At 42.3% G+C, this 22610-nt stretch carries 18 protein-coding genes; 10 read left to right on the top strand and 8 right to left on the bottom strand.

Annotated elements, in window-relative coordinates:
• The first annotated feature begins 197 nt into the window (after positions 1–197).
• Complete coding sequence (gene prlC, locus M1E93_RS00535) at positions 198–2240, top strand: oligopeptidase A (RefSeq protein ID WP_072502632.1); 2043 nt, start codon at positions 198–200, stop codon at positions 2238–2240.
• Between the two features lie 4 nt (positions 2241–2244).
• Complete coding sequence (rsmJ, locus tag M1E93_RS00530) at positions 2245–2997, top strand: 16S rRNA (guanine(1516)-N(2))-methyltransferase RsmJ (protein WP_169342359.1); 753 nt, start codon at positions 2245–2247, stop codon at positions 2995–2997.
• A 59-nt stretch (positions 2998–3056) separates the two neighbouring features.
• Here the strand turns inward: rsmJ and gdhA are convergent, their stop codons facing one another.
• Positions 3057–4388, bottom strand: coding sequence for an NADP-specific glutamate dehydrogenase (gdhA, locus tag M1E93_RS00525; protein WP_004916027.1), 1332 nt, complete (start codon positions 4386–4388; stop codon positions 3057–3059).
• Positions 4389–4653: 265 nt separating this feature from the next.
• Complete coding sequence (gene uspA, locus M1E93_RS00520) at positions 4654–5088, bottom strand: universal stress protein UspA (protein WP_004916030.1); 435 nt, start codon at positions 5086–5088, stop codon at positions 4654–4656.
• Between the two features lie 473 nt (positions 5089–5561).
• Between uspA and uspB the strand changes: the two genes are divergently transcribed.
• The gene (gene uspB / locus M1E93_RS00515; protein WP_004916033.1) at positions 5562–5897 is read left to right on the top strand and encodes a universal stress protein UspB; all 336 of its coding nucleotides are present in this window, start codon (positions 5562–5564) and stop codon (positions 5895–5897) included.
• Between the two features lie 120 nt (positions 5898–6017).
• Here uspB and pitA read toward each other — a convergent pair whose 3' ends face one another.
• Positions 6018–7505 (bottom strand): inorganic phosphate transporter PitA, encoded by a 1488-nt coding sequence (pitA, locus tag M1E93_RS00510; protein ID WP_004916035.1) that lies wholly within the window; start codon positions 7503–7505, stop codon positions 6018–6020.
• A 477-nt stretch (positions 7506–7982) separates the two neighbouring features.
• Between pitA and M1E93_RS00505 the strand changes: the two genes are divergently transcribed.
• Both M1E93_RS00505 and M1E93_RS00500 read left to right on the top strand, forming a co-directional pair.
• The gene (locus tag M1E93_RS00505) at positions 7983–9185 is read left to right on the top strand and encodes an NAD(P)/FAD-dependent oxidoreductase (RefSeq protein WP_426207056.1); all 1203 of its coding nucleotides are present in this window, start codon (positions 7983–7985) and stop codon (positions 9183–9185) included.
• Positions 9186–9723: 538 nt separating this feature from the next.
• Entirely contained in the window at positions 9724–10422 is a 699-nt protein-coding gene (locus M1E93_RS00500) for a pirin family protein (RefSeq protein WP_004916039.1), read from the top strand.
• Between the two features lie 87 nt (positions 10423–10509).
• Here M1E93_RS00500 and pckA read toward each other — a convergent pair whose 3' ends face one another.
• From pckA to M1E93_RS00480, 4 genes are all read right to left on the bottom strand, one after another.
• Positions 10510–12129 (bottom strand): phosphoenolpyruvate carboxykinase (ATP), encoded by a 1620-nt coding sequence (gene pckA, locus M1E93_RS00495; RefSeq protein WP_004916041.1) that lies wholly within the window; start codon positions 12127–12129, stop codon positions 10510–10512.
• Positions 12130–12333: 204 nt separating this feature from the next.
• Positions 12334–13206 carry an Hsp33 family molecular chaperone HslO gene (hslO, locus tag M1E93_RS00490; RefSeq protein ID WP_004916045.1) on the bottom strand — a complete coding sequence of 291 codons (873 nt, stop codon included), beginning with the start codon at positions 13204–13206 and terminating at the stop codon, positions 12334–12336.
• Positions 13207–13291: 85 nt separating this feature from the next.
• Complete coding sequence (gene hslR, locus M1E93_RS00485; protein WP_004916047.1) at positions 13292–13699, bottom strand: ribosome-associated heat shock protein Hsp15; 408 nt, start codon at positions 13697–13699, stop codon at positions 13292–13294.
• 51 nt (positions 13700–13750) lie between these two features.
• The gene (locus tag M1E93_RS00480) at positions 13751–15844 is read right to left on the bottom strand and encodes an IgaA/UmoB family intracellular growth attenuator (protein WP_004916096.1); all 2094 of its coding nucleotides are present in this window, start codon (positions 15842–15844) and stop codon (positions 13751–13753) included.
• 421 nt (positions 15845–16265) lie between these two features.
• Here M1E93_RS00480 and nudE point away from each other — a divergent pair, with 421 nt between their 5' ends.
• On the top strand, positions 16266–16817 hold the full coding sequence (gene nudE / locus M1E93_RS00475) for an ADP compounds hydrolase NudE (RefSeq protein ID WP_004916049.1): 552 nt from the start codon (positions 16266–16268) through the stop codon (positions 16815–16817).
• A 128-nt stretch (positions 16818–16945) separates the two neighbouring features.
• Here the strand turns inward: nudE and mrcA are convergent, their stop codons facing one another.
• Entirely contained in the window at positions 16946–19477 is a 2532-nt protein-coding gene (gene mrcA / locus M1E93_RS00470) for a peptidoglycan glycosyltransferase/peptidoglycan DD-transpeptidase MrcA (protein ID WP_014657121.1), read from the bottom strand.
• Between the two features lie 116 nt (positions 19478–19593).
• Between mrcA and pilM the strand changes: the two genes are divergently transcribed.
• Genes pilM through M1E93_RS00450 form a run of 4 tightly spaced genes read left to right on the top strand, consistent with a single transcriptional unit; the run spans position 19594 to position 22530 of the window.
• Complete coding sequence (pilM, locus tag M1E93_RS00465) at positions 19594–20436, top strand: pilus assembly protein PilM (RefSeq protein WP_040132637.1); 843 nt, start codon at positions 19594–19596, stop codon at positions 20434–20436.
• Entirely contained in the window at positions 20423–20962 is a 540-nt protein-coding gene (locus M1E93_RS00460; RefSeq protein ID WP_040132636.1) for a PilN domain-containing protein, read from the top strand. Before pilM ends, M1E93_RS00460 begins: the two co-directional genes overlap by 14 nt.
• On the top strand, positions 20955–21503 hold the full coding sequence (locus tag M1E93_RS00455; RefSeq protein WP_004916055.1) for a hypothetical protein: 549 nt from the start codon (positions 20955–20957) through the stop codon (positions 21501–21503). The genes M1E93_RS00460 and M1E93_RS00455 overlap by 8 nt, the downstream gene beginning before the upstream one ends.
• Positions 21493–22530 carry a secretin N-terminal domain-containing protein gene (locus tag M1E93_RS00450; protein WP_014657124.1) on the top strand — a complete coding sequence of 346 codons (1038 nt, stop codon included), beginning with the start codon at positions 21493–21495 and terminating at the stop codon, positions 22528–22530. Before M1E93_RS00455 ends, M1E93_RS00450 begins: the two co-directional genes overlap by 11 nt.
• The last annotated feature ends 80 nt before the right edge of the window (positions 22531–22610 follow it).

The following is a 22610-nucleotide window of genomic DNA, read 5'->3' as shown; positions in this document are numbered from 1 at the left end:
AATAGTCACATTTATTGATAAAGATTAAGCACAAAAAACGTTATCTTGTATTGAGGTTTTCATTTCCGCCCCCATATAATTTTACATATTCACAGTGGCGTGCTGCTTTCGTTAAGTTGAGGGTCAGCCGTTTAACTTATTGTCAATACAGTAAGCCTTGGCCTACGAGCGCAAGCCTGCTATCACAGGATGTTTATATGACAAACCCATTATTAACCGATTCTGTACTACCTCATTTTACTAAAATTGAACCTGAACACGTCTTTCCTGCGGTTCAACAAGTCCTGACTGAATATCGTCAAACTGTCGAAAATATCCTGTCAGCCACTCATCAATATACTTGGGATAACCTATGCCAACCGCTTGAAGAAGCAAGCGATAAACTATCCCGTGTATGGTCACCCGTTGGGCACCTTCATTCCGTCAAAAATAGCCCAGAACTGCGTGAAGCTTATGAAAAATGCCTACCATTACTCTCTGAATTCAGCACTTGGATGGGCCAACATGAACCTCTCTATCTGGCGTATAAATCCCTAAAAGATAGTGCACAATTTGCTTCACTCAGCCAATCCCAGAAAAAATCGATTGAAAATACGCTGCGCGACTTCGAATTGTCAGGCATTGGTCTACCACCTGAAAAACAACAGCGCTACGGTGAAATTGTTGCCCGTTTGTCAGAAATCGCCTCTAAATTCAGCAACAATGTCCTTGATGCGACAATGGGCTGGACCAAATTAATTAAAGATGAAAGCGAACTGGCTGGTATGCCTGAAAGCGCTATCGCGGCAGCAAAAGCAATGGCTGAATCCAAAGGTGAAGAAGGCTATTTACTCACTCTGGATATGCCAAGTTACTTACCTGTAATGACTTATGCAGATAACGCTGAGCTACGCCGCGAGATGAGTTATGCCTATAGCACTCGTGCTTCCGATCAGGGTCCGAATGCAGGCAAATGGGATAACAGTGAACTTATCGATGAATTGATGGCACTGCGTCATGAACTCGCTCAATTGCTTGGTTTTAAAAACTTTGCTGAAAAGTCACTCGCAACAAAAATGGCTGAATCGCCAGAGCAAGTATTAGACTTCTTAACCAATTTAGCTGAACGAGCTCATCAACAAGGTAAGGATGAATTAGCGGAACTCACCGCATTTGCGAAAGAACATTATGGCGTCGATAAGCTCGAATCTTGGGATATTGCTTATTACAGCGAAAAACAGAAGCAGCACAAATTCTCACTGAGTGATGAGCAACTGCGCCCTTACTTCCCAGAGCAACGTGTTATTGAAGGTCTGTTTGAAGTCGTTCATCGTATTTATGGTTTAACAGCCAAAGAGCGCAAAGATGTTGAAACATGGCACCCCGATGTGCGTTTCTTTGAGCTATATGATGACACCAACACATTGCGCGGTAGCTTCTACCTTGACCTATACGCGCGTGAGCACAAACGTGGCGGTGCGTGGATGGATGATTGTGCAGGTAGAATGGTTCATAAAGATGGCTCGCTACAAAACCCTGTCGCTTATCTGACTTGTAACTTCAACAAACCACTTGGTGATAAACCCGCTTTATTCACTCATGATGAAGTGATCACCCTATTCCACGAATTTGGTCATGGCCTGCACCATATGCTGACAAAAATCGATGTCGCCGATGTTGCGGGTATCAATGGTGTACCTTGGGATGCCGTTGAATTACCAAGCCAATTTATGGAAAACTGGTGCTGGGAGCCTGAGGCGCTTGAGTTTATCTCTGGACACTATGAAACGGGTGAGCCATTACCACGCGCAATGCTTGATAGCATGTTGGCAGCGAAAAACTACCAATCTGCCATGTTTGTTCTGCGTCAGTTGGAGTTTGGTTTATTTGATTTCCGCTTACATGCTGAATATGACCCAGCGAAAGGCGCGCAAGTCATGCCAACCTTATATGCGGTAAAAGAAAAAGTAGCCGTTGTTCCATCACCTGAATGGAGCCGTTTCCCACATGCCTTCAGCCATATCTTTGCGGGTGGTTATGCTGCGGGGTATTACAGCTATTTATGGGCAGATGTACTTGCGGCAGACGCCTATTCACGCTTTGCGGAAGAAGGTATTTTTAACCGCGAAACTGGGCGATCATTCCTCGACAATATCCTCAGTCGTGGTGGTTCAGAAGAGCCAATGGTACTGTTTGAACGTTTCCGTGGCCGTAAGCCTGAGCTGGATGCAATGTTGAAGAGCTATGGTATCAATGGCTGATCACATCAAGATCCAATTGATCTGTGAAGAGGGTGCCGATCAAGGCGCCCTATCTCAACTTGCTGAAAAATGGAATCTTATCCATTGTCCTGATGCCATTATGGCGCTGGTTCTGACACCTGAGAATTTGCAATTACGCAAAATGGATGAACCAAAACTAGGGGGGATTTTTGTCGATTTTGTTTCAGGGGCAATGGCGCACCGACGTAAATTTGGTGGCGGCCGTGGTGAAGCTGTTGCCAAAGCTGTTGGGATCAAAAAAGATTATTTACCCGATGTAATTGATGCGACTGCTGGTCTTGGGCGTGATGCTTTTGTGTTAGCGGCGCTAGGTTGTCAGGTACGTATGTTTGAACGTCATCCTGTTGTTGCCGCGCTGTTAGATGATGGACTACAACGTGGTTATCAAGATAGCGAAATTGGCGAGTGGCTAAAACAACGTATGTCGTTAATCCATGCCTCGAGTATTACTGCATTAGCCAATATCACAACACCGCCTGATGTTATTTATCTCGACCCAATGTATCCACACCGCCAAAAAAGTGCATTAGTCAAAAAAGAGATGCGTGTTTTTCAATCATTGGTAGGGGCTGATGATGATGCCGATTCTTTATTGGCTCCCGCTTTAGCCTTAGCTAAACGTCGTGTCGTTGTGAAGCGACCAGATTATGCGGACCCCCTTGCGGGGCAAAAAGCGCCTTCTGCCGTCACAACTAAAAACCATCGGTTCGATATTTATCCATGTATTAAAACATAACAACGAAGGGCGCATATATCGTTATAATCGCCCTTTCGCGTATGTTTTTAATTAGGAAATTACAAAATACCTTGTGCGAACATTGCATCGGCTACTTTTACAAAACCTGCAATGTTTGCGCCTTGTACATAGTTGGTCTGTTTCCCTTCACCACCAAACTCAACACAGTGGTTATGGATATCTAACATAATATGATGCAAGCGCGCATCAACCTTCTCTGCTTTCCATCCCATACGGGCTGCGTTTTGTGCCATCTCTAAACCGGATGTCGCCACTCCTCCCGCATTCGCGGCCTTACCTGGTGCAAATAAAACACCGGCCTCAAGGAAAAGCTCAGTCGCTGGGATTGTCGTTGGCATATTCGCGCCTTCAGCAACCGCTTTAACACCATTTTTGATCAGCAATTCTGCGGCAGCAGTATCTAATTCGTTTTGTGTCGCACATGGTAGAGCAATATCAACAGGTACACACCAAGGTTGCTGACCTGCTAAGTAGGTTAAGCCAAACTCTTTTGCATAGGCCTCTACACGACCATAATTGTTTTTAATTTCTTCCAAACGCGCTAATTTTTCTGGTGTAAAGCCAGCTTCATCAACAACAGTACCATTTGAGTCGGATGCCGTGACGACCGTTGCGCCAAGCTCCATACATTTTTCAATCGTATACTGCGCAACGTTACCAGAGCCAGATACCGCTACACGCATGCCTTCAAAACCTAAACCATGGCGTTTTAACATCGCATTTGTGAAATAAACTAAACCGTAACCGGTTGCTTCTGGGCGAATTAAGCTTCCCCCGAAAGAGAGTCCCTTACCCGTGAAAACACATGAAGTATCATTCGATAATTTCTTCATCATCCCAGCCATAAAACCAACTTCACGACCACCAACCCCGATATCACCCGCGGGTACGTCAGTATCCGCGCCTAAATGGCGATACAATTCGGTCATCAGTGCTTGGCAAAAGCGCATCACTTCACCATAGCTTTTGCCTTTCGGATCAAAGTCAGAGCCACCCTTGCCACCGCCCATTGGTAAGGTTGTCAGTGCATTTTTTAGTGTCTGTTCAAAGCCTAAGAATTTTAGAATGGAAAGGTTAACTGAAGGGTGGAAACGCATACCGCCTTTAAATGGGCCGATAGCAGAGCTATATTGAACCCGCCAAGCCCTATTCACTTGCACTTTACCTTGGTCATCCACCCAACAAACACGAAACTGAATCACTCTTTCAGGCTCAACAAAACGCTCAAGTAGTGCTTGTTCACGATATTTAGGATTATTTTCTAAGAATGGCCAAAGTGAGGTAAAGACTTCGCGAACAGCCTGGAGGAATTCAGGTTGCTGAGGGTCTCTTTTTTGTACAGACTCCAAGAACGATGATAGTGAATTCATCTATATCTTCCTTTTTAAATTTTTTGTTGTGATATTCCTCACTCTTTCTTGTGATAATTTTTGGGGAAATGTGAGGTTGATTTGCATTTACCTATTGAATATATCACTAGTTTGTATTCAAGTTTCAAGGTTTTTTTTACTCTAATACAAAAAAATTTTTCTTGACCCGACAATAAGTAACTTAATTTAAATTTTTTAAGCCAAAAAAAACGCTTGCATAAGCAAGCGTTTTTAGCGAATAGTTTTTCATTTTTAACTGAATGGATTATTCATCATCGTCATTCAGTGGAACAATCAACATATCAACATGGACAGTATTAATCAACTGGCGAGCTGAAGACATCAACTTGCTCCAAAAATCTTGGTGGTGACCACAGACCACTAAGTCCATATCATATTTTTTAATTGCATCAACCAAGACCTGACCAAGATCACCACTACCGCTCAATGTTTCTTGAATTTCATAACCTGCGCCTGCGGAGAGGTCTTTGAGTGAATTACGAGTTTCATCCGTGATACGCTGTTGCATGTCGCCCAAATTCACATCAATAAGGCCAGTGTAGAGATCTGAGTAGTTCACATCAACATGGATCATGGATACTTTAGCCCCGTAAGGTTTTGCCATAGAGACGGCTTTATCCAGTAATATTTTACTTTCAGGTGATAAATCTACCGCTACGAGAATATGTTTGTACGCCATAAAGTAAACTCCTTCCGAATGCTGATTTTGTGATAAGTTAAGAGCCTATCCTATTCTTAGCCTCTTAACTCACCAATCGCTTATAAATACTATACCTGCATACTATGATAGATAAGTGTCGTTTTGATCACATCTGTGCAGATTAGCCTAGTGAATCTTTCATCACATAACATTTTAGAAAACAATAACATCATCTCTACAATATTAATATATAAACGAGAGTTATGTGTGATATTTTTCAATATAAACAAGCAGTAGCCTATTTCTTAGATAATCATTCTGTTATTACACACTTTTACCCAATATCTCTTTTTTATCAGCTTAAATTCGGATAAAAATCGCTCAAAAATCCTCGAGTTTGCACTTTTTTTAGGCAACTTATTATCCTACAATAAACAATAAGCTAGCTTAACACTGTGTTTGCTTTATTTCCTTTGTAGCAACAGCGCAAGCTGATACCTAAGGAGGTGAGTATGTTCAGTATGGTTGCCTTGTTCTGGGCTTTATGCTTTTTGTGTATCATCAATATGATACGCTACTTTTCTTCCATCCGTGTTTTGCTTTATATCCTACGGGATACCGACCCGTTGCTTTATCAATCTGTCGACGGTAATGGCTTTTTCACAACCCACGGCCAGTTAAACAAACAGCTAAAACTGGTTCGTTATATCAATAGTAAGCAATACCTTGAGCATTTTGACGATGAGGTCATATTACGGTGTGAGAGGATACGCAAACAATTTCTACAAATTAGTCAGCTAAGCATCTTAGTGATTGTTAGCTTAATTTACCTACTTATTTTTGCTTAATAGCAGGGTAAAAAAACAAACTCGATACTCCACGGTTTTCAAGGCAAAAAAATAGTGATGAACTGAGCAGCTCATCACTATTATGTTGTATTCATTCTATCAACAGTTTGTGAAACTGTTCTAGATAATCATCAATGCAATCCAGTACAAACCACCAGATAGACAGATAGAAACAGGCAGTGTTAATAACCATGCCAAAGCAATACTCTTAATTGTCTTGCTCTGAACACCCCCACCGTCAACGACCATGGTTCCCGCAACTGCGGAAGATAATACCTGAGTCGTCGAAACAGGCATCCCTGTGTAGCTCGCAACACCGATTGAAACAGCGGCAGTCACCTGAGCAGAAACACCTTGCGCATATGTCATGCCTTTCTTACCGATTTTCTCACCGATAGTGACAGCAACGCGTTTCCAACCAAACATTGTTCCGAGAGACAGTGCTAAAGCAACTGAAATAATGATCCACAATGGCGCATACTCAACGGTATACAGTAAGTCATTACTCAATTTTTTCAGCAAGCTTGCATCTTGAGAGCTAGTTTCTGGCAGCTTAGCAACCGCATTTGCGGTATCAGAGATACACATTAATAAGCGACGCATATGATTACGTTGCTCTGGTGATAACTCATCGTAGCTTTGTACGCCATTCAACAGCTTTTGAGCTTGGCTCAGAACGATAGCCGTACGTGAGCTATCACAATGGAACTCTTCGCCAATTTCATCGGTGCCAGTCACTGCTGGTGTATTTTCAATTGCATGGTTGAGTGCTGGTTTATGTGTCTCATAGTATTGTTGCAAGTGAACAACAGCATCATGCGTTCTTGCGATATCGTAACCGCTTGAATTCATATTGACGACAAAACCGGCTGGCGCAACACCAATCAGTACTAACATGATAAGACCGATGCCTTTCTGACCGTCATTTGCACCATGTGAGAAACTCACGCCAACGGCGGAAAGAATCAGTGCAGTACGGGTCCAGAATGGTGGCTTGCGCTTACCATCTTTTTTCTCACGCTCTGCGGGCGTTAAGTGAATACGGCGACGTTTTTTCGTACCACTCCAGTAACGGCGTAGAACAAATATCATCAAGCCCGCGATCACAAAACCAATAGCAGGAGAAAGGATAAGGGACATGAAAATACTGATCATTTTGGGTATGTTGAGTGCATCCACAACCGATGAATCAGTCACAATTGCATTGGTTAAACCAACACCAATAATCGCCCCGATTAACGTATGAGAACTGGATGCAGGGATACCAAAGTACCAGGTTCCAAGGTTCCAGATAATTGCAGCCAATAGCAATGAAAAGACCATTGCTAGGCCGTGAGCTGAACTCACATTAAGCAAAAGATCTGTCGGCAATAGGTGCACAATTGCATAAGCAACGCTTAACCCCCCGAGCAGAACGCCAAAAAAGTTAAAAACACCCGCCATAACAACCGCGAACTGAGCGCGCATTGCACGGGTATAAATAACTGTCGCTACCGCATTCGCGGTATCATGGAAGCCATTTATAGCCTCATAGAACAGCACAAATAACAGTGCCAGTACTAACAGTAGGCCGGTGTAAAATTCCAAACCTGTAAAAAGATGTAGCATAGACGTTAAGCCATTTTATGTTGGTCATGAACGCGGCGCATTATCAGTGACAAACGCTAGCGGTGGAAGCAAAATCTAACCTTTTTTTGATTTCACTACTGTTGAAAAAAGTACAACATGATTATTATCCTATAATTATCAGCATATTACACAATTTGTTTTTATTCTGATTTTTTTTCTCTTTTTCGTTAGAATTTCACGCAAATCAGAGTAAATTCATCTTTTTTGGCGAATATCGAACGAACCGCTGATCTTTTAGAAAAACCCTAAAACCAATTTTAGGTCAGCGTCATTGATTAATCACTGACCAAAAAATAAGCCTAAAAGTTCAGCAGACCCTAATTATAATATGTATTCAATACTTTTCATCAGTTGTTACACGATACATGGTATCGCAACGATAAAAGTTTAACGAACTCTAGCCACTCATAAAATTGTAGTGTCTTTTAAAATCAAACAGATAGAGAATTTCTTATTGTGAAAAATTATAACGTCATTATTCTGGGTGCAGGTGCCGCAGGACTTTTTTGTGCATCACTCGCAGGGAAGCGTGATTTGAATACACTGGTCTTGGATAACGGAAAAAAACTTGGCAGAAAAATCCTCATGTCAGGAGGCGGGCGTTGTAACTTTACCAATATCTATGCCGAACACAGTAATTACCTTTCCGCCAACCCTCACTTTTGTAAGTCAGCACTTGCTCGCTATACACAGTGGGATTTCATTGCGTTGGTTAATAAATATAATATCCCTTACCACGAGAAAACATTAGGCCAATTATTCTGTGACAATAGCGCCCAAGATATTGTTGATATGCTCGAAGAAGAGTGCCGCTTACCCAATATCACCATAAAATTGCGTAGCGAAGTGACTGGCGTTGAAAAAATAGACAACGGTTTTGTGGTAACAGTGAACGGAAATAAAGTGAGTGCACACTCACTTGTTGTCGCAACGGGCGGCCTATCCATGCCCGGACTAGGAGCGACACCTTTTGGTTATCGAATTGCCGAACAGTTCGGTCATCAGATTTTACCGACCCGCGCAGCGTTAGTTCCTTTTACACTGCATAAGCCACTGTTAGAGACGCTACAAGTCCTCTCGGGTGTCTCTGTTGCAGCAACCGTTACCTCCGCCGATGGTACTTTATTTAAAGAAAATATTCTTTTTACTCACCGTGGCCTATCTGGCCCCGCTATTTTACAGATCTCCAATTATTGGAACCCCGGAGAGTTTGTAAGTATTAACTTACTTCCTGAACACTCTCTGACGGATTATTTGGCTGAAGAAAAGCAAACACATCCAAACCAATCCCTTAAAACAACACTCGCCAAATTATTACCAAAACGGTTAGTTGAAGTTTTGCAAACGCTAGGCCAGATACCTGATTGCGCACTCAAACAACTTACCCACCCACAAATTGAGACACTGCATAACAACTTACATCAGTGGCAAATACAACCTAATGGTACTGAAGGCTATCGTACCGCTGAGGTCACTTTAGGTGGCGTTGATACCCGCGAAATTTCATCGAAAACGATGGGCTCACTAAAAACAGAAGGATTATATTTCATCGGTGAGGTTTTGGATGTCACAGGCTGGCTAGGCGGTTATAACTTCCAATGGGCGTGGAGTTCGGCTGCGGCTTGCGCGGAAAATCTGCCGTTACATACAGAGCAATAAACTATTTAAAGGCGTAACCTACGCAAAAAATCATTTAAAGCCACGCAATGGTTTTTGCATAAACATGATTAAACGGGGTAATAGCGAGGCATTCTAACCTCAATAATACCCCTACTTTCCCTATGTATCGTTCAAAAATCTCGCTGAACCTATAAAAAGTTAATCCATTGAAAAATAATGGATATTATTTAATTTGATAGAAATCATATAATTGCGATTTTTATTGTAATTTATACGATTTTGATTAAAAAAAACACTTTACAAACGATAGTGATAACTATTATCATCAAATCACTACCTCGACATCACTGATACAGTCACTGTCTTGGCAGTACGACATTGCTCACATTGCTTCCAGTGTTTAGTTTAGCCAGCCTTGTGCTGGCTACTTTTTTATCTCCTGATCTTGTTCAAACTTTTTGAATTCTATGGTCAATCGTAACGGCTTCTCTCTATTATTAAATTGTTTAAACTGTCATCAACAAATTTAGCACTGTTCCAACATCGGTTGGCGATAGGCTTTTAAGGAGATGACACAATGATCTATTTACGCAAAGCAAATGAACGTGGCCATGCTAATCATGGTTGGCTAGATAGCTGGCATACTTTTTCGTTTGCCAATTATTATGATAAGCAATTTATGGGTTTCTCTGCGCTCCGTGTCATCAACGAAGACGTTATCGATGCAGGGCAAGGCTTTGGTACCCATCCTCATAAAGATATGGAGATCCTCACCTATGTTCTAGAAGGCACCGTTGAACATAAAGACAGCATGGGCAATATGGAGCAGATCCCAGCCGGTGAATTTCAAATAATGAGTGCCGGTACGGGGGTACGTCATTCTGAGTACAACCCTGATGATAAAAACCGCCTTCACCTTTATCAAATCTGGATTTTGCCGGAAAAGGCCGGTATCGAGCCACGTTATGAGCAAAAACGTTTTGATTCAAAGGATGGGAAACAGCTGGTGCTATCACCTGATGCGAGAGATGGCTCGCTAAAAGTGTATCAAGACATGACATTGTGGCGTTGGGCGTTATCGAACAATGACACCCAAACCTATGCGATTGCCGACAAACGCGTTGTTTGGATCCAAGTGGTTAAAGGCAACATCGAGGTTAATGGCCAAACTGCCACAACCAGCGATGGCTTAGCGATCTGGCAAGAAGCTAGCCTCACAATGACAGCGAGTGAAGACAGCGAAATTTTACTGTTTGATTTACCTGCTGCTGACTAATAGATGACTGCATGCAGATTTACTCACTCAATAAAAAAACAAAGGCCCTGAATTCAGGGCCTTATAATTATTGGTTCAACAAACCCATTACAGTTTAGGGCCTGCTTTCACTAATGCTGCACCTGCTGGCGTGTCAGTATATTTGTCGAAGTTCTTCACGAAACGATCAGCCAAGTCTTTCGCTTTCTCATCCCATTGTGATTTATCAGCATAGGTATTACGAGGGTCAAGGATATTGGTATCAACGCCCGGTAATGCTGTTGGAACTTCCAAATCAAAGATTGGCAGCTTAATGGTATCTGCTTTTTCGATATCACCACTTAAGATAGCGTCAATAATAGCGCGCGTATCTTTAATAGAAATACGTTTACCAGTACCGTTCCAACCCGTATTCACTAAGTAAGCTTTCGCGCCGGCAGCTTCCATACGCTTAACTAATACTTCAGCATATTGTGTTGGGTGCAGTGATAGGAATGCCGCACCAAAACAGGCAGAGAAGGTTGGTGTTGGTTCAGTGACACCACGCTCAGTACCTGCCAATTTAGCCGTAAAGCCAGATAGGAAATGATACTGTGTTTGCTCTGGCGTCAAACGTGAAACTGGAGGTAACACCCCAAACGCATCTGCCGTTAAGAAAATGACTTTCGTCGCGTGACCCGCTTTAGAGACTGGCTTAACAATGTTTTCGATATGGTAGATTGGGTAAGAAACACGCGTGTTTTCTGTTTTCGAACCATCGTCAAAATCAACGCTACCATCCGCCAGTACCGTGACGTTTTCTAACAGAGCATCACGTTTGATGGCACCATAGATATCTGGCTCAGCTTCTTTAGAAAGGTGGATAGTTTTTGCATAGCAACCACCTTCAAAGTTAAACACACCATCGTCATCCCAACCGTGCTCATCGTCACCGATTAGCTTACGTTTTGGATCTGTAGACAATGTTGTTTTACCTGTACCAGACAGGCCGAAGAAAATAGCGACATCGCCTTTTTCACCAACGTTAGCAGAACAGTGCATTGATGCGATGCCTTTAAGTGGCAACAGGTAGTTCATCATTGAGAACATACCTTTTTTCATTTCGCCGCCGTACCAAGAACCACCGATTAACTGCATGCGCTCTGTTAGGTTGAAAGCCACAAAGTTTTCTGAGTTCAGACCTTGCTCTTTCCAATTTGGGTTAGTGCATTTTGCACCGTTCATAACGATAAAGTCTGGCTCAAAACCAACCAGTTCTGCGTCAGTTGGGCGAATAAACATGTTTTTAACGAAATGCGCCTGCCATGCCACTTCCGTGATAAAACGCACTTTTAAGCGAGTGTCCGCATTCGCGCCACAGAATGCATCAACGATAAACAAACGTTTACCTGATAGCTGCTCTGTCACTAAATGTTTTAATTCACTCCAAACTTCTTGGGTCATTGGTTTGTTGTCGTTTTTACCTTTGCCCTGATCAGCCCACCAGACAGTATCACGGGTGACATCATCACGCACAATGTACTTATCTTTTGGTGAACGACCAGTAAAAATACCGGTATCAACCGCAACAGCACCTAACGTGGTCACTGTGCCACGCTCATAGCCTTCTAATCCAGGTTTAGTTTCTTCCTTGAATAGCAGTTCATAACTAGGGTTATAGACAACTTCGGCTACATCATGAATGCCATATTGTTCGAGTTCCTTCGGGGTAATACTTTTAGCGCTCATTATTATTGCTCCTGGTAATCATAACTAATCTACAGATGATCATAATTCTTTACGACTAATTAACAGCGATAGCTATCAAAGAATTGAAAATGTATAATTTTTTTTAATTCATTATGAGACTTAGAGCACGTAATAAGCCTTTAAAATTATAAAAAAAGGGTGCAAAATTGCACCCTCGTCACATAATTAGGTTGCTAAATCGTATCAGTGAAGTTGCTGATTTTGCTCATTTTTCAACCCTTGAATATCGGATTCAATAAATACGTAGTGTGAGCCACAATATTCACACTCCATATCAATTTTTCCATCTTTTTGCAATATATCGATAACATCTTCTTCAGGTAAAGTCATTAATGTGCTTTCACAACGCTCCCGTGAGCAAGTGCAACGAAATTCAACGGATTGTGGGTCGTATAGCGTAACATCTTCTTCATGATATAAACGATGTAGCACCTCTTTGACATCCAGCTCACTCAACTCTTCGCCTTTAATGGTCGCGGTCAACTGCACTAAGTGATCAAAGATATCATGGCTACCTTCATCCGCAGCAGGGAGTACTTGCAGTAACATGCCGCCGGCAATCGCTTTACCTTGTGATTCACCAACGCGAATAAACAAGCGCGTTGGTAACTGTTCTGACTGCATAAAGTAAGCATCAATGCACTCTTCTAGCGTTTCACCTTCGATTGCAACAATCCCTTGATAACGCTCCCCTTGATTGGGTGTGATAGTAATGACCATATAGCCATTACCAATCATCTGCTTTAGTGTGCTCCCAGCAACCACGGGGCCATCAACACGCGCAACACCCCGCATTTGTTGTAAGTTATTGCCATTAATAACAGCCAAATTCACTGGGCCATCACCTTGGATTTGTACAGTAATATCACCGTCAAATTTCAATGTTGCGGTAAGCAGGCTGGTAGCAACAAGCAATTCACCTAATAGTCCTTTAACGGCATCTGGGTAGTCATGATTGTTCAGGATCTGCTGAAATGTCTCATCGACAGTGATCATCTCTCCACGTACAGCATGCTGTTCAAAAAGGAAACGGTGGAGTAGGTCTTGTTTAGCCATAATTTCTCTCTATTGCTTATGAGAGGCCTCGTTAAAAACCTCTCACCTTGATTAAAATGTTTTTAAATACGAATAACATCAACGGTTACACGTCATGGGAATTTGTCTGCTTAAATTTTAGCAGGGTTCGACGCTCTTTTTTATCGGGTCGCCGTTCTGGATGCGGCATCGTTAATGCGTTCATCTTCCGAGCTTGGGCCAATTTTTCACGCTGCTCTTGGCTCTCGGGGGTTTCACGATAAAGTAATTGGGCTTCTGGCGCGCCTCTGCGCTGACCACTCACTTCCAATACTTCGACAGTCCGTTCATCATTACCTTGCCTTAGCCTGATTAACGCATTCAGTTCAACAATTTTACCGGGCTTGGTCCTTTGCCCGTTGTAATGAACTTTTCCGCCATCAATCATATCGCGAGCTATCGAGCGTGTTTTGTAAAAACGCGCTGCCCATAACCATTTATCTAGGCGAACTTGTTCTGTAGGTGATTGTTTCATGATGTTATCCTCAGTGCCAATCTTTAAAATGAGGCCTCCATCATTTAGAAACTAACTTTGATTGGAGGGATTGTCTGCCTCAAAGCACTTATCATAATATCGTTTAATATTACGTAATCGCTTTTTATTATTCATGATACGGAATATGACTAAAGTACCATTTAATAACACGCCAATGCCGAGAAAGAGAGTGAATAAGGAACTGATCACATATTGCGACAATACCTTCTCATCCGGTTTGCTATGAAGGGTGATATGTAATGTCCCGTTCGCATCCGTCGACAAATCCGTGATAATACCTTCGACATCAAACGGGGTGTTGATAAGCAAGCCCGCTATCCGTTTAAGCTCCACCCAGCGTTGCAAAGGCGTCATATCATTGAATGTGCTCCCCACGATAAAATCGACGAGCGCTTTATTTTCATCACTGATCAGTAGCACGCCACCCGGTGGAGGGCTATTCAGTTTTGCAGCCTCTTTTTCAACTTCGACTTTGATAAATTCATATGTGGTGACTTCAACTAGCTTTTCCAAGGCCTCGGCACTACCTGCGCGTAATAAAACATGAGCGCCACTTAATTTCCCTGTGGACGCTTTAACAACAAGTGTTCCCCAATCATCGGTGCTGCCTAAATTGGTTAGCGCACTTTTCAGCTTAGAGCAGGCATGTTCTTGGTAACATAACTCGTTGGTTTTCAATATTATTTCAGAGAAATCAAAAATAATATTCATCCCTGATTTCATAATATCACGCTGTAAGCGCGGGTTAACCCCAACACTGTTTTTTTCAGGGTGTAACTGCTTTTGCACTGTATTAAGTAGCCTAATTGCGCGCTCTATCACTTCAGATTCCGGGTCTGGCGTCAAATTCATATTGTTCCAATACACACCTGAACAATCAAAAGGCGCAAACTGAGCATGATTCGTATCAGACAGATTAGGCGGCCGATAGCACATCCCAACCCCTTTCGCACTTAAACTATCACCAACTTTTAATTTTCGCGTTTCCAGTTCAGCCACATTCATGACCTTGATCTTTTCAGCGCCCTCAAGCCATGCAAACCCGAGTTTGATGGGTAAGCACATGGATTGATAGGAAAACATCAAAAATAAAACCAGTAAACCAGTTGCGAGTATCAGGAGATTTTTTTTATATCGCCGATAAGGGTAATAGCGCTCCTCTTCGTGCAATGATAGAAATTGCCCATGCCGCAAAACCTGCCCTGACGGGTACATGTCTATCTGAGTCGCTTTGTTTAACTCATGGTGGATATAAGGTTCCCAATGGGAAGGGTAATAGAGATCGATCCCCCCTATAGAGACGGTCGATGATTGCCTTTTATCTAATTCCCCATACAGTTCCCACCGTTTCGGTTGCCCAAAAACGCACTGCACATCTTGTAATTTCTTAGGGAAGACACGTAAGCGAAAGAGAGCCAATAGGCCCGCAACAAAACAGAAAAAGGCTCCGACAAACCCCCATGACTGCAAAAAAGGAATGGCAATTAGTGCTAAATACCCAAGTAAAAAGCTCAAACAAATCAGTAAAGTGCCTAGCCAACCAGAGGAATGATTTAGCCGATGCTCCTCAATAGTTTCTTTGCGAACACGCAATACTTGAACATTAGGTTCTCCTCTTTCATGAATTGCCGCTTCAGGGGTAACAATTTCCTGAATATCATCAGAGGTCCACTCATAATTAAAATCTTTTAACGAGAAATTATTTAGAGAAATAATTAATGGTAGATGGTTAGTTTCAACTAACTCCATCACATTTTTTTGCTGTAAATAAGGTTCAAGCTGGTGGGGAAGTTTAACTTCAATGGTATCAATAAAATAACGCCAACTATTCGCTTGCTCTTGCCGCAAATTAAATCGAGTGACTGAATTACACACCGTTGCGATCACGGCATTTTTCTTCAATTGCCACGGTGTTTGCTCAGCGCTTTGGGAAGGAAAAGGGTTGGTACGTAAGTACTGAGAGATGATTTGATAGTCGTTATCTATCATCTTCCGGTAAGATGGCTCAGCTTGAGAAGGGATCTGATAGACACCAGAATTCCGCCCCCGCCTGAAATACAGAAAGGAAGCCATTATAGTTAGGCTAATTATAAAAATAGCCATTATAATGACGTAAGTAAGCATTTTTTCCCCAGTGAAATAATATCAAGAAAAGCATAGCAATCACGGCGCTATCGCTATATAAGCCAATTCCTATTCTATTTTTAGTTTTTATGTTAATTTACAATATGTTGTAATTAAAAAATTTTATTTATTAATCTGTGCTCTTTTTATACACTTCATATATACATAAAATAATTCAAGTTGTATGTTTGTATACATGCTAAGTACGCCATTTTAATATAAAAACCTAAGAGACGAAGCACTGTACCTTATTATCATACCTCTCACACAACTAGAAGTGCGATAGGTATACTAACAGCATTTTATCAACCCGATAATCTCTATCAATTTTTTTTGATATGGGTCATAGTTAACAACAGTGTAATAGCGACATTGTAGCGTCGCTGATATTTTTATTCACTCACCCTATTCGGGAATTGTTATGACTGAGCTTAAAAAGCCAAAAATCTTGAATATTCAGGATGTTGCTCATTCCAAGTTATTCAGTATCCAATCTGTTGACCTCGAGTTTAGCAACGGCGAAAAACGCATTTATGAAAGGATGCGTCCAGGGAAACGTGAGGCCGTACTCATTGTTCCTATCATCAATGATAGTTTGATCCTAATCCGTGAATACGCTGTCGGTATTGAAGATTACGAATTAGGGTTCCCTAAAGGCGCTATCGATCCCGGTGAAACCCCAATAGAAGCAGCACAACGCGAGTTAAAAGAAGAAATCGGTTTTGGTGCCAATCACATCACACAAGTGGCGAAACTCACCATGTCACCCTCTTACTTCTCTAGTAAGATGAATATTCTCATCGCAAGCGACCTCTACCATGAAAAGCTAGAAGGGGATGAACCAGAGCCTTTACAACAGGTTAGATGGCCAATTGCACGCATGATGGAGTTACTTGAACACCCTGATTTCAATGAAGCGCGTAATATCAGTGCCTTATTCTATCTTGAGCGTTATTTAAAAAAATACAATTAGCGCCATTTTTCCAAATAGATCACCGATTAATTTTTGCGTTAAAAATAAATAGGAAAATCAATACAACGATTTTCCTATTTAACATTTACTCTCTTGTTAGCTCCCCTTTGAACAGGGAGCCAAACACATTAGAACAGTTCTTGGCTCTCGCCGCCCTCTTCAAAGATAGTCGTTCCAACCTCTTGAATAGCATGCTCTTTAGGCTCAGTACCCTCAATAAAATACTCTTTACGAGAATTGCCTAGCTTACCCGTCCGACTATCAATAGAAACAGCAATGATCCCTTTCGGTGGCTTCATCATCGTAACCGGTACACCTTCTAAGATTGACTTCATAAAGTCATCCCATATTGGTTGAGCGCTTTTCGCCCCCGCTTCACCACCGCTGATTGCAGTGCGCCCTAAGGTACGCCTATTATCATCAAAACCAATCCAAGCCGAGGCGACAACATCAGGGCCGTAACCGGAGAACCAAGCATCTTTCGAGCTATTCGTTGTGCCTGTTTTACCACCAATATCACGGCGACCACCTAGATCTCTCGCTGCACGCCAGCCAGTACCTAACCAACCTGGTTCACCATAGATATTCGTCATCATTGCATCCCTAATTAAGAACGCTAAAGGTGTGCTGATAACATGAGGCGCATACATATCTTGAGGTGTCGCTTCTTTTGGTGCCGCAGATGTCACTTCCATCGTTGGCTCTTGCTCCGTTGGTTTATCATCTGATTGAGTAATTTCTTCTGTCGACTCGTCATCAACGCCTTTAAGGGCGATCGTACGCTCCGTATTTCCATAAATCACTGGAATATCAGTACAATCAGGGCAAGCTATTCTTGGATTAGCTTCAAAAAGCACCTCACCCTCTGCATTCTCAATTTTTTGGATATAGTAAGGGTCAATCAGATAACCACCATTCACCATCACCGCATAGCCTCGCACCATCTGCATTGGCGTAAATGATGGCGCACCGAGCGCTAAGGCTTCAGTCCGATTGATATTTTCCGCAGGGAAGCCAAAACGTGTGAGGTAATCGGCTGCATAGTCAACCCCCATCGCTCTCATGGCGCGTACCATAACCACGTTCTTTGATTCACCTAACCCTTGTCTTAAGCGGATAGGGCCTGCATAACGAGGTGGTGAGTTTTTCGGCCGCCAATCTGACCCTGCTCCCGCATCCCAACGACTGATAGGAACATCATTTAACAGTGATGCCAACGTCAAGCCTTTATCCATCGCTGCTGTATACAAGAAAGGTTTGATATTCGAGCCAACTTGGCGTAATGACTGAGTGACGCGGTTAAACTCACTCATATTAAAGTCAAAGCCACCCACTAAGGCGATAATCGCACCATTATTTGGGTTCAATGCCACAAAAGCCCCGTTAACTTCAGGAACCTGTCCCAGCCACCAAATATCTTTTACTTTGCGGATCCAAACTTGCTCACCTGCTTTCATCACCGCATTCACTTTACTTGGCATGGCACCTTGCTGGGTATCGGAAATGAATTTACGCGCCCAACGCACACCCGCTAAAGTGATTTTCTCTGTTGAGCCATCGGCCAATTGTACCGTCGCTTCGCTGTCCGTTGAGGAAAGGACAACAGCAGGTAATAATGGCCCATAAACAGGGGATTTTTTAAGTTTTTCGATAATTTTTTCTGTCGTCCAGGCAGGCTCTCCTGCTGTCCACAACACGTCTGCTGGCCCGCGATAACCATGACGGACATCATAATCAATTAAATTATTGCGTACCGCATCAGTGGCTGCGAGTTGGTCTTTGCGAATAACCGTTGTGTAGACTTTGTAACCGTCAGTATAAGCATCTTCACCATGTTGCTCATACAATGTTTGGCGTGCCATTTCGGCGAGGTAAGGTGCTGAGAAATCAATTTTCGGTGCGTGATAAGACGCTTCAATTCGCTCATTTTTTGCTTGTTCATATTCAGCTTGGGTGATGTATTTTTCTTCTAGCATACGCCCAAGCACCACATTACGACGGCTAATCGCTTTTTCATAAGAGAATAAAGGGTTTGATGTCGAAGGTGCTTTTGGTAAACCCGCGATCATCGCCATTTCACTGAGCGTTAATTCATTAACCGTTTTACCAAAATACACATACGCGGCTGCGCCAACCCCATATGCACGGTTACCAAGGTAAATTTTATTGAGGTACAGTTCCATGATCTCATTTTTGGTGAATAACTGCTCAATTCTCACCGCAAGAAAGACCTCTTTTACCTTACGCATTATGGTTCTTTCTGGGCTTAAGTAAAAGTTTCTGGCTAATTGCTGGGTGATTGTACTCGCCCCTTGGGAAGCACGACCCGAAGATGCCATTACCGTAACGGCACGGAAAATACCCACAGGGTCGATACCATGATGCTCATAAAAACGGCTATCTTCCGTTGCAATAAAGGCCTTGATCATCAGGGGTGGGATATCAGCTAATGGCAGCGGAATACGGCGTTTTTCACCATATTGTGCAATTAATTCACCATCAGCACTGAAGATTTGCATCGGCGTTTGTAGGCGGATGTCTTTCATTGTTGCGACGTCAGGTAACTCATTTTCGACATATTTGTACATGCCAAAAATCGAGGCGGTTCCCAAAAAAATGCAACAAATAACAATAATAAAAAAATATTTTACGAACTTCACCGGATAATTCCCATACTCAACAGACAGGAGGGTTTAGATATAGCTGGCGCGTAGTATAAAGCTTATACAGCTCAATAGAAATCGTAATTTATTTGTTGATGATAAGGAAATTATCTATGTATTCACAAAAATGGAACATCGGAATAGACCTTTGCCAAGCCTCAATTCAACTTGTTGCCACAAAACAAAACCGCAAACGGCGGTACTTATGCGAGTGTTGGCAACATAATATTCCAAACGAAATCACCAGCCAATCTGAACATGATAGATACGAGATGCTACTGAAAATTTTAATACAATGGCGTCGGAAATTACCTAAAAATTGTCAGGTCTCAATGGCATTTTCTGCTCTGAGAACATTAAAACAGCAAGTGACTTTACCTGAACAAGTGACTTTAAAGCAACCTGAGCTAGGTTGGTACTTACAAAGCTGCGCCGAAAAATTGTTTCCACTAAGTTCAGAAGATTTGGTGATCGATTATCGTGTGATAGACAATCGAGCCTACCTAAACGGGGTACGTAAGTCAGAGATCGTGTTTTGGCAAAATTTATTACATGACAGTGGCTTCTTGTTAACCGCAATTGATGTCGCCCCTTGTGTCTTACGTTACATTGCACGCTATGCTGGGTTACCCGATGAGAGTTGGCTAATACATTATCGCCAAGGGGAGTGGCTATGGACTGGCCCCGTCAGTCAACCTGCAACTTATAATCAAATCCAAGAAAATGACATCACCACTCTTCCACAAATTATCGCTCTACTCAATGAAAACAATGGGCCACTAAAATTGCCTCTCTATTATATCGGTGATCACCATAAGTCTCAGGCGGTACATTCATGGAGCCTATTGCAAGCCTTTCATAACCATACCGTTAAGCTCCCTCACCAACTCGGTGATTTTGTGGTTGCAACAGGTTTAGCGTTACGCGATAAGGATCGTGACCATGTATCAAGTTAATTTTTTACCTTGGCGGCAACAGCGTATTACTCGCAATAAACGGCGGTGTTTCGCGCTATTTATTCTGCAAAGTTGTCTAGTCGCGATCGTGGTTATCTACAATTCTTCACAACAGCAGTTCGAACAAACACAGTGGCAGATCACCAAAATGCAACTCGAACAACATGTCGCGCAAAAGCAGCAACAGATAAAGGTGATTAACGAAAAACAAGCCAAGCTCGCTGAATGGCAAACGCACCGACAACACCTTAATCGGCAAGCACAAAGTAACCGAACTCGGTTAAATCTTCTTTATAAGCTGCCTGAACTTACACCGCAAAAAAGCTGGCTCGCGAAGGTTTCACTCACTGGTAATAACCTAGAAATAGCTGCTGTTAGCTATGATTTTCACGATATTAGCCAATTGATCACTCGCTTAGAAAGCAACCCGTTATTGCATCAAGTACAACTCATAAAAATGGGGAAAACTCGTCAGGTTAACTACTTGCATGTAAGTGCACACTATCAGGAGGAGACGAATGAATGATAATGCCTCTGGGTTTTGGTATCGCCCTTTTTGGCAACAAACTATCCCTCTTTGGGTTGCTACGATTGCTATCTTACTGGCTTACACCTTTTTTTATTGGCAGGAAGTGGAGTCTCAACTGACTGAACTTAAAAATAAAACTCAGCATATCGCCTCTCAATCACAACAATATACGCAGGCACTAACACAACTTCCTTCACTCCATCAACTTGAGCAACAAATGGTGGCTCTGGAGCAAGAATTAACATTATCAAAACAAAACGCAACACAATTTGTGGCTCATATACAACACATGGTTACCCAAACAAAGGTCGTACTTAACCGTTTACAACCCTCGGCGGCTGTAGCGGCCAATGAGCAGCGTTATCAGGTTGAAGTTCAAGGTGATTACCCGCAAATTTACCGCTTCATCCATGCCATTATCACGCCCGCATCATACCAAACAGGTCTCATTTCTGAGGTACGTTTTTCGCCTCGCAATGGCGAGTTAACAGCCACATTCACCCTCTCATTTATCAAGGATGATATTAATGAACAATAAACTGTTTTTAGCTGTAATCATTGTTTTTACTATTCCCTTAAACGTGATCGCTCAAGAGATGCGCGACCCCTTCATCCCTCTGCCTTTAGATGAAACTCACCAAAAGCTCGCCTCTCCCTCACCAACTCCCTCTCATCAACCCGTCGAGAATCCATTCATCGAAAAAATCTTTAAACTCACATCCATAAGTGCAACAGATGCCCTCGAACAGTTAAAACACCCTGAAAATGCTTTATTATCGAGCCAAGCTACCGCCATCAGCCACTTTGCAACAAATAGTTTAGTGATAAAAGAGACAAAAACCCGCTTACAGCTGATTGAAGAGTGGTTAAAGCAACTTGATGTTCCTAAACAGCAAGTCCAAATTACCGCACACATTATCAGCAGCAGCCGGACAGCCCTGCAAGAGTTAGGCTTGGAGTGGGGAATGTTATCGGGTAGCCCCAATAATAGCCGCTACCAGCGTTATAACCGCTATGACTCTTCATCAGGTCAGTTTAATTTACTTCGGCTGGGCGAAGGGCTGTTAGAACTTAAACTTAATGCTTTAGAAAAAGAAAATTTGCTCTCTATTATCGCAAGCCCTCGTTTGATGGCTTCACACAAACACCCCGCCAGTATTCAGCAAGGGTCTGAAATCCCCTATGTCACTAGCACAGAAAAGAAAACACACGTTCAGTTTAAAGATGCGGTATTAGGAATGGAGGTCACGCCAACTCTCTCACGCGGAGATCACGTTGAGCTACTACTGAAAATCAGTCATAACTCCCCTGATAAAGCGATTACCACCAGTGATGAACACTATTTAGCGATCAATAAGCAAGAAATCGCTACCTCTGTCACGATACGCAACAATGAAACATTGATACTCGGCGGCATTTTTCAACAGAAGCAAGAAAAAACAGAAACAGGCCTACCTTTTCTTTCCAACATTCCCCTTTTGGGAAAGTTATTTACCAATACAGGTGAACATATTGACCGTAGAGTTCTTGTGGTTTTTATCACACCAAAGCTGATCAATATTTAGATAAAAAAATAATATTGATACTTCAAGTAGTTGAATGAATATAAAGGAAATGTGAGCGGAGAAAATTATTTTTTATGCCA

Origin of the sequence: Providencia sp. PROV272, from assembly GCF_049901975.1 — a bacterium.
GTDB classification, from domain to species: Bacteria; Pseudomonadota; Gammaproteobacteria; order Enterobacterales; family Enterobacteriaceae; genus Providencia; species Providencia stuartii.
The sequence above is the reverse complement of the archived record's forward strand: the minus strand, read 5'-3'. Positions and strand labels throughout refer to the sequence as shown.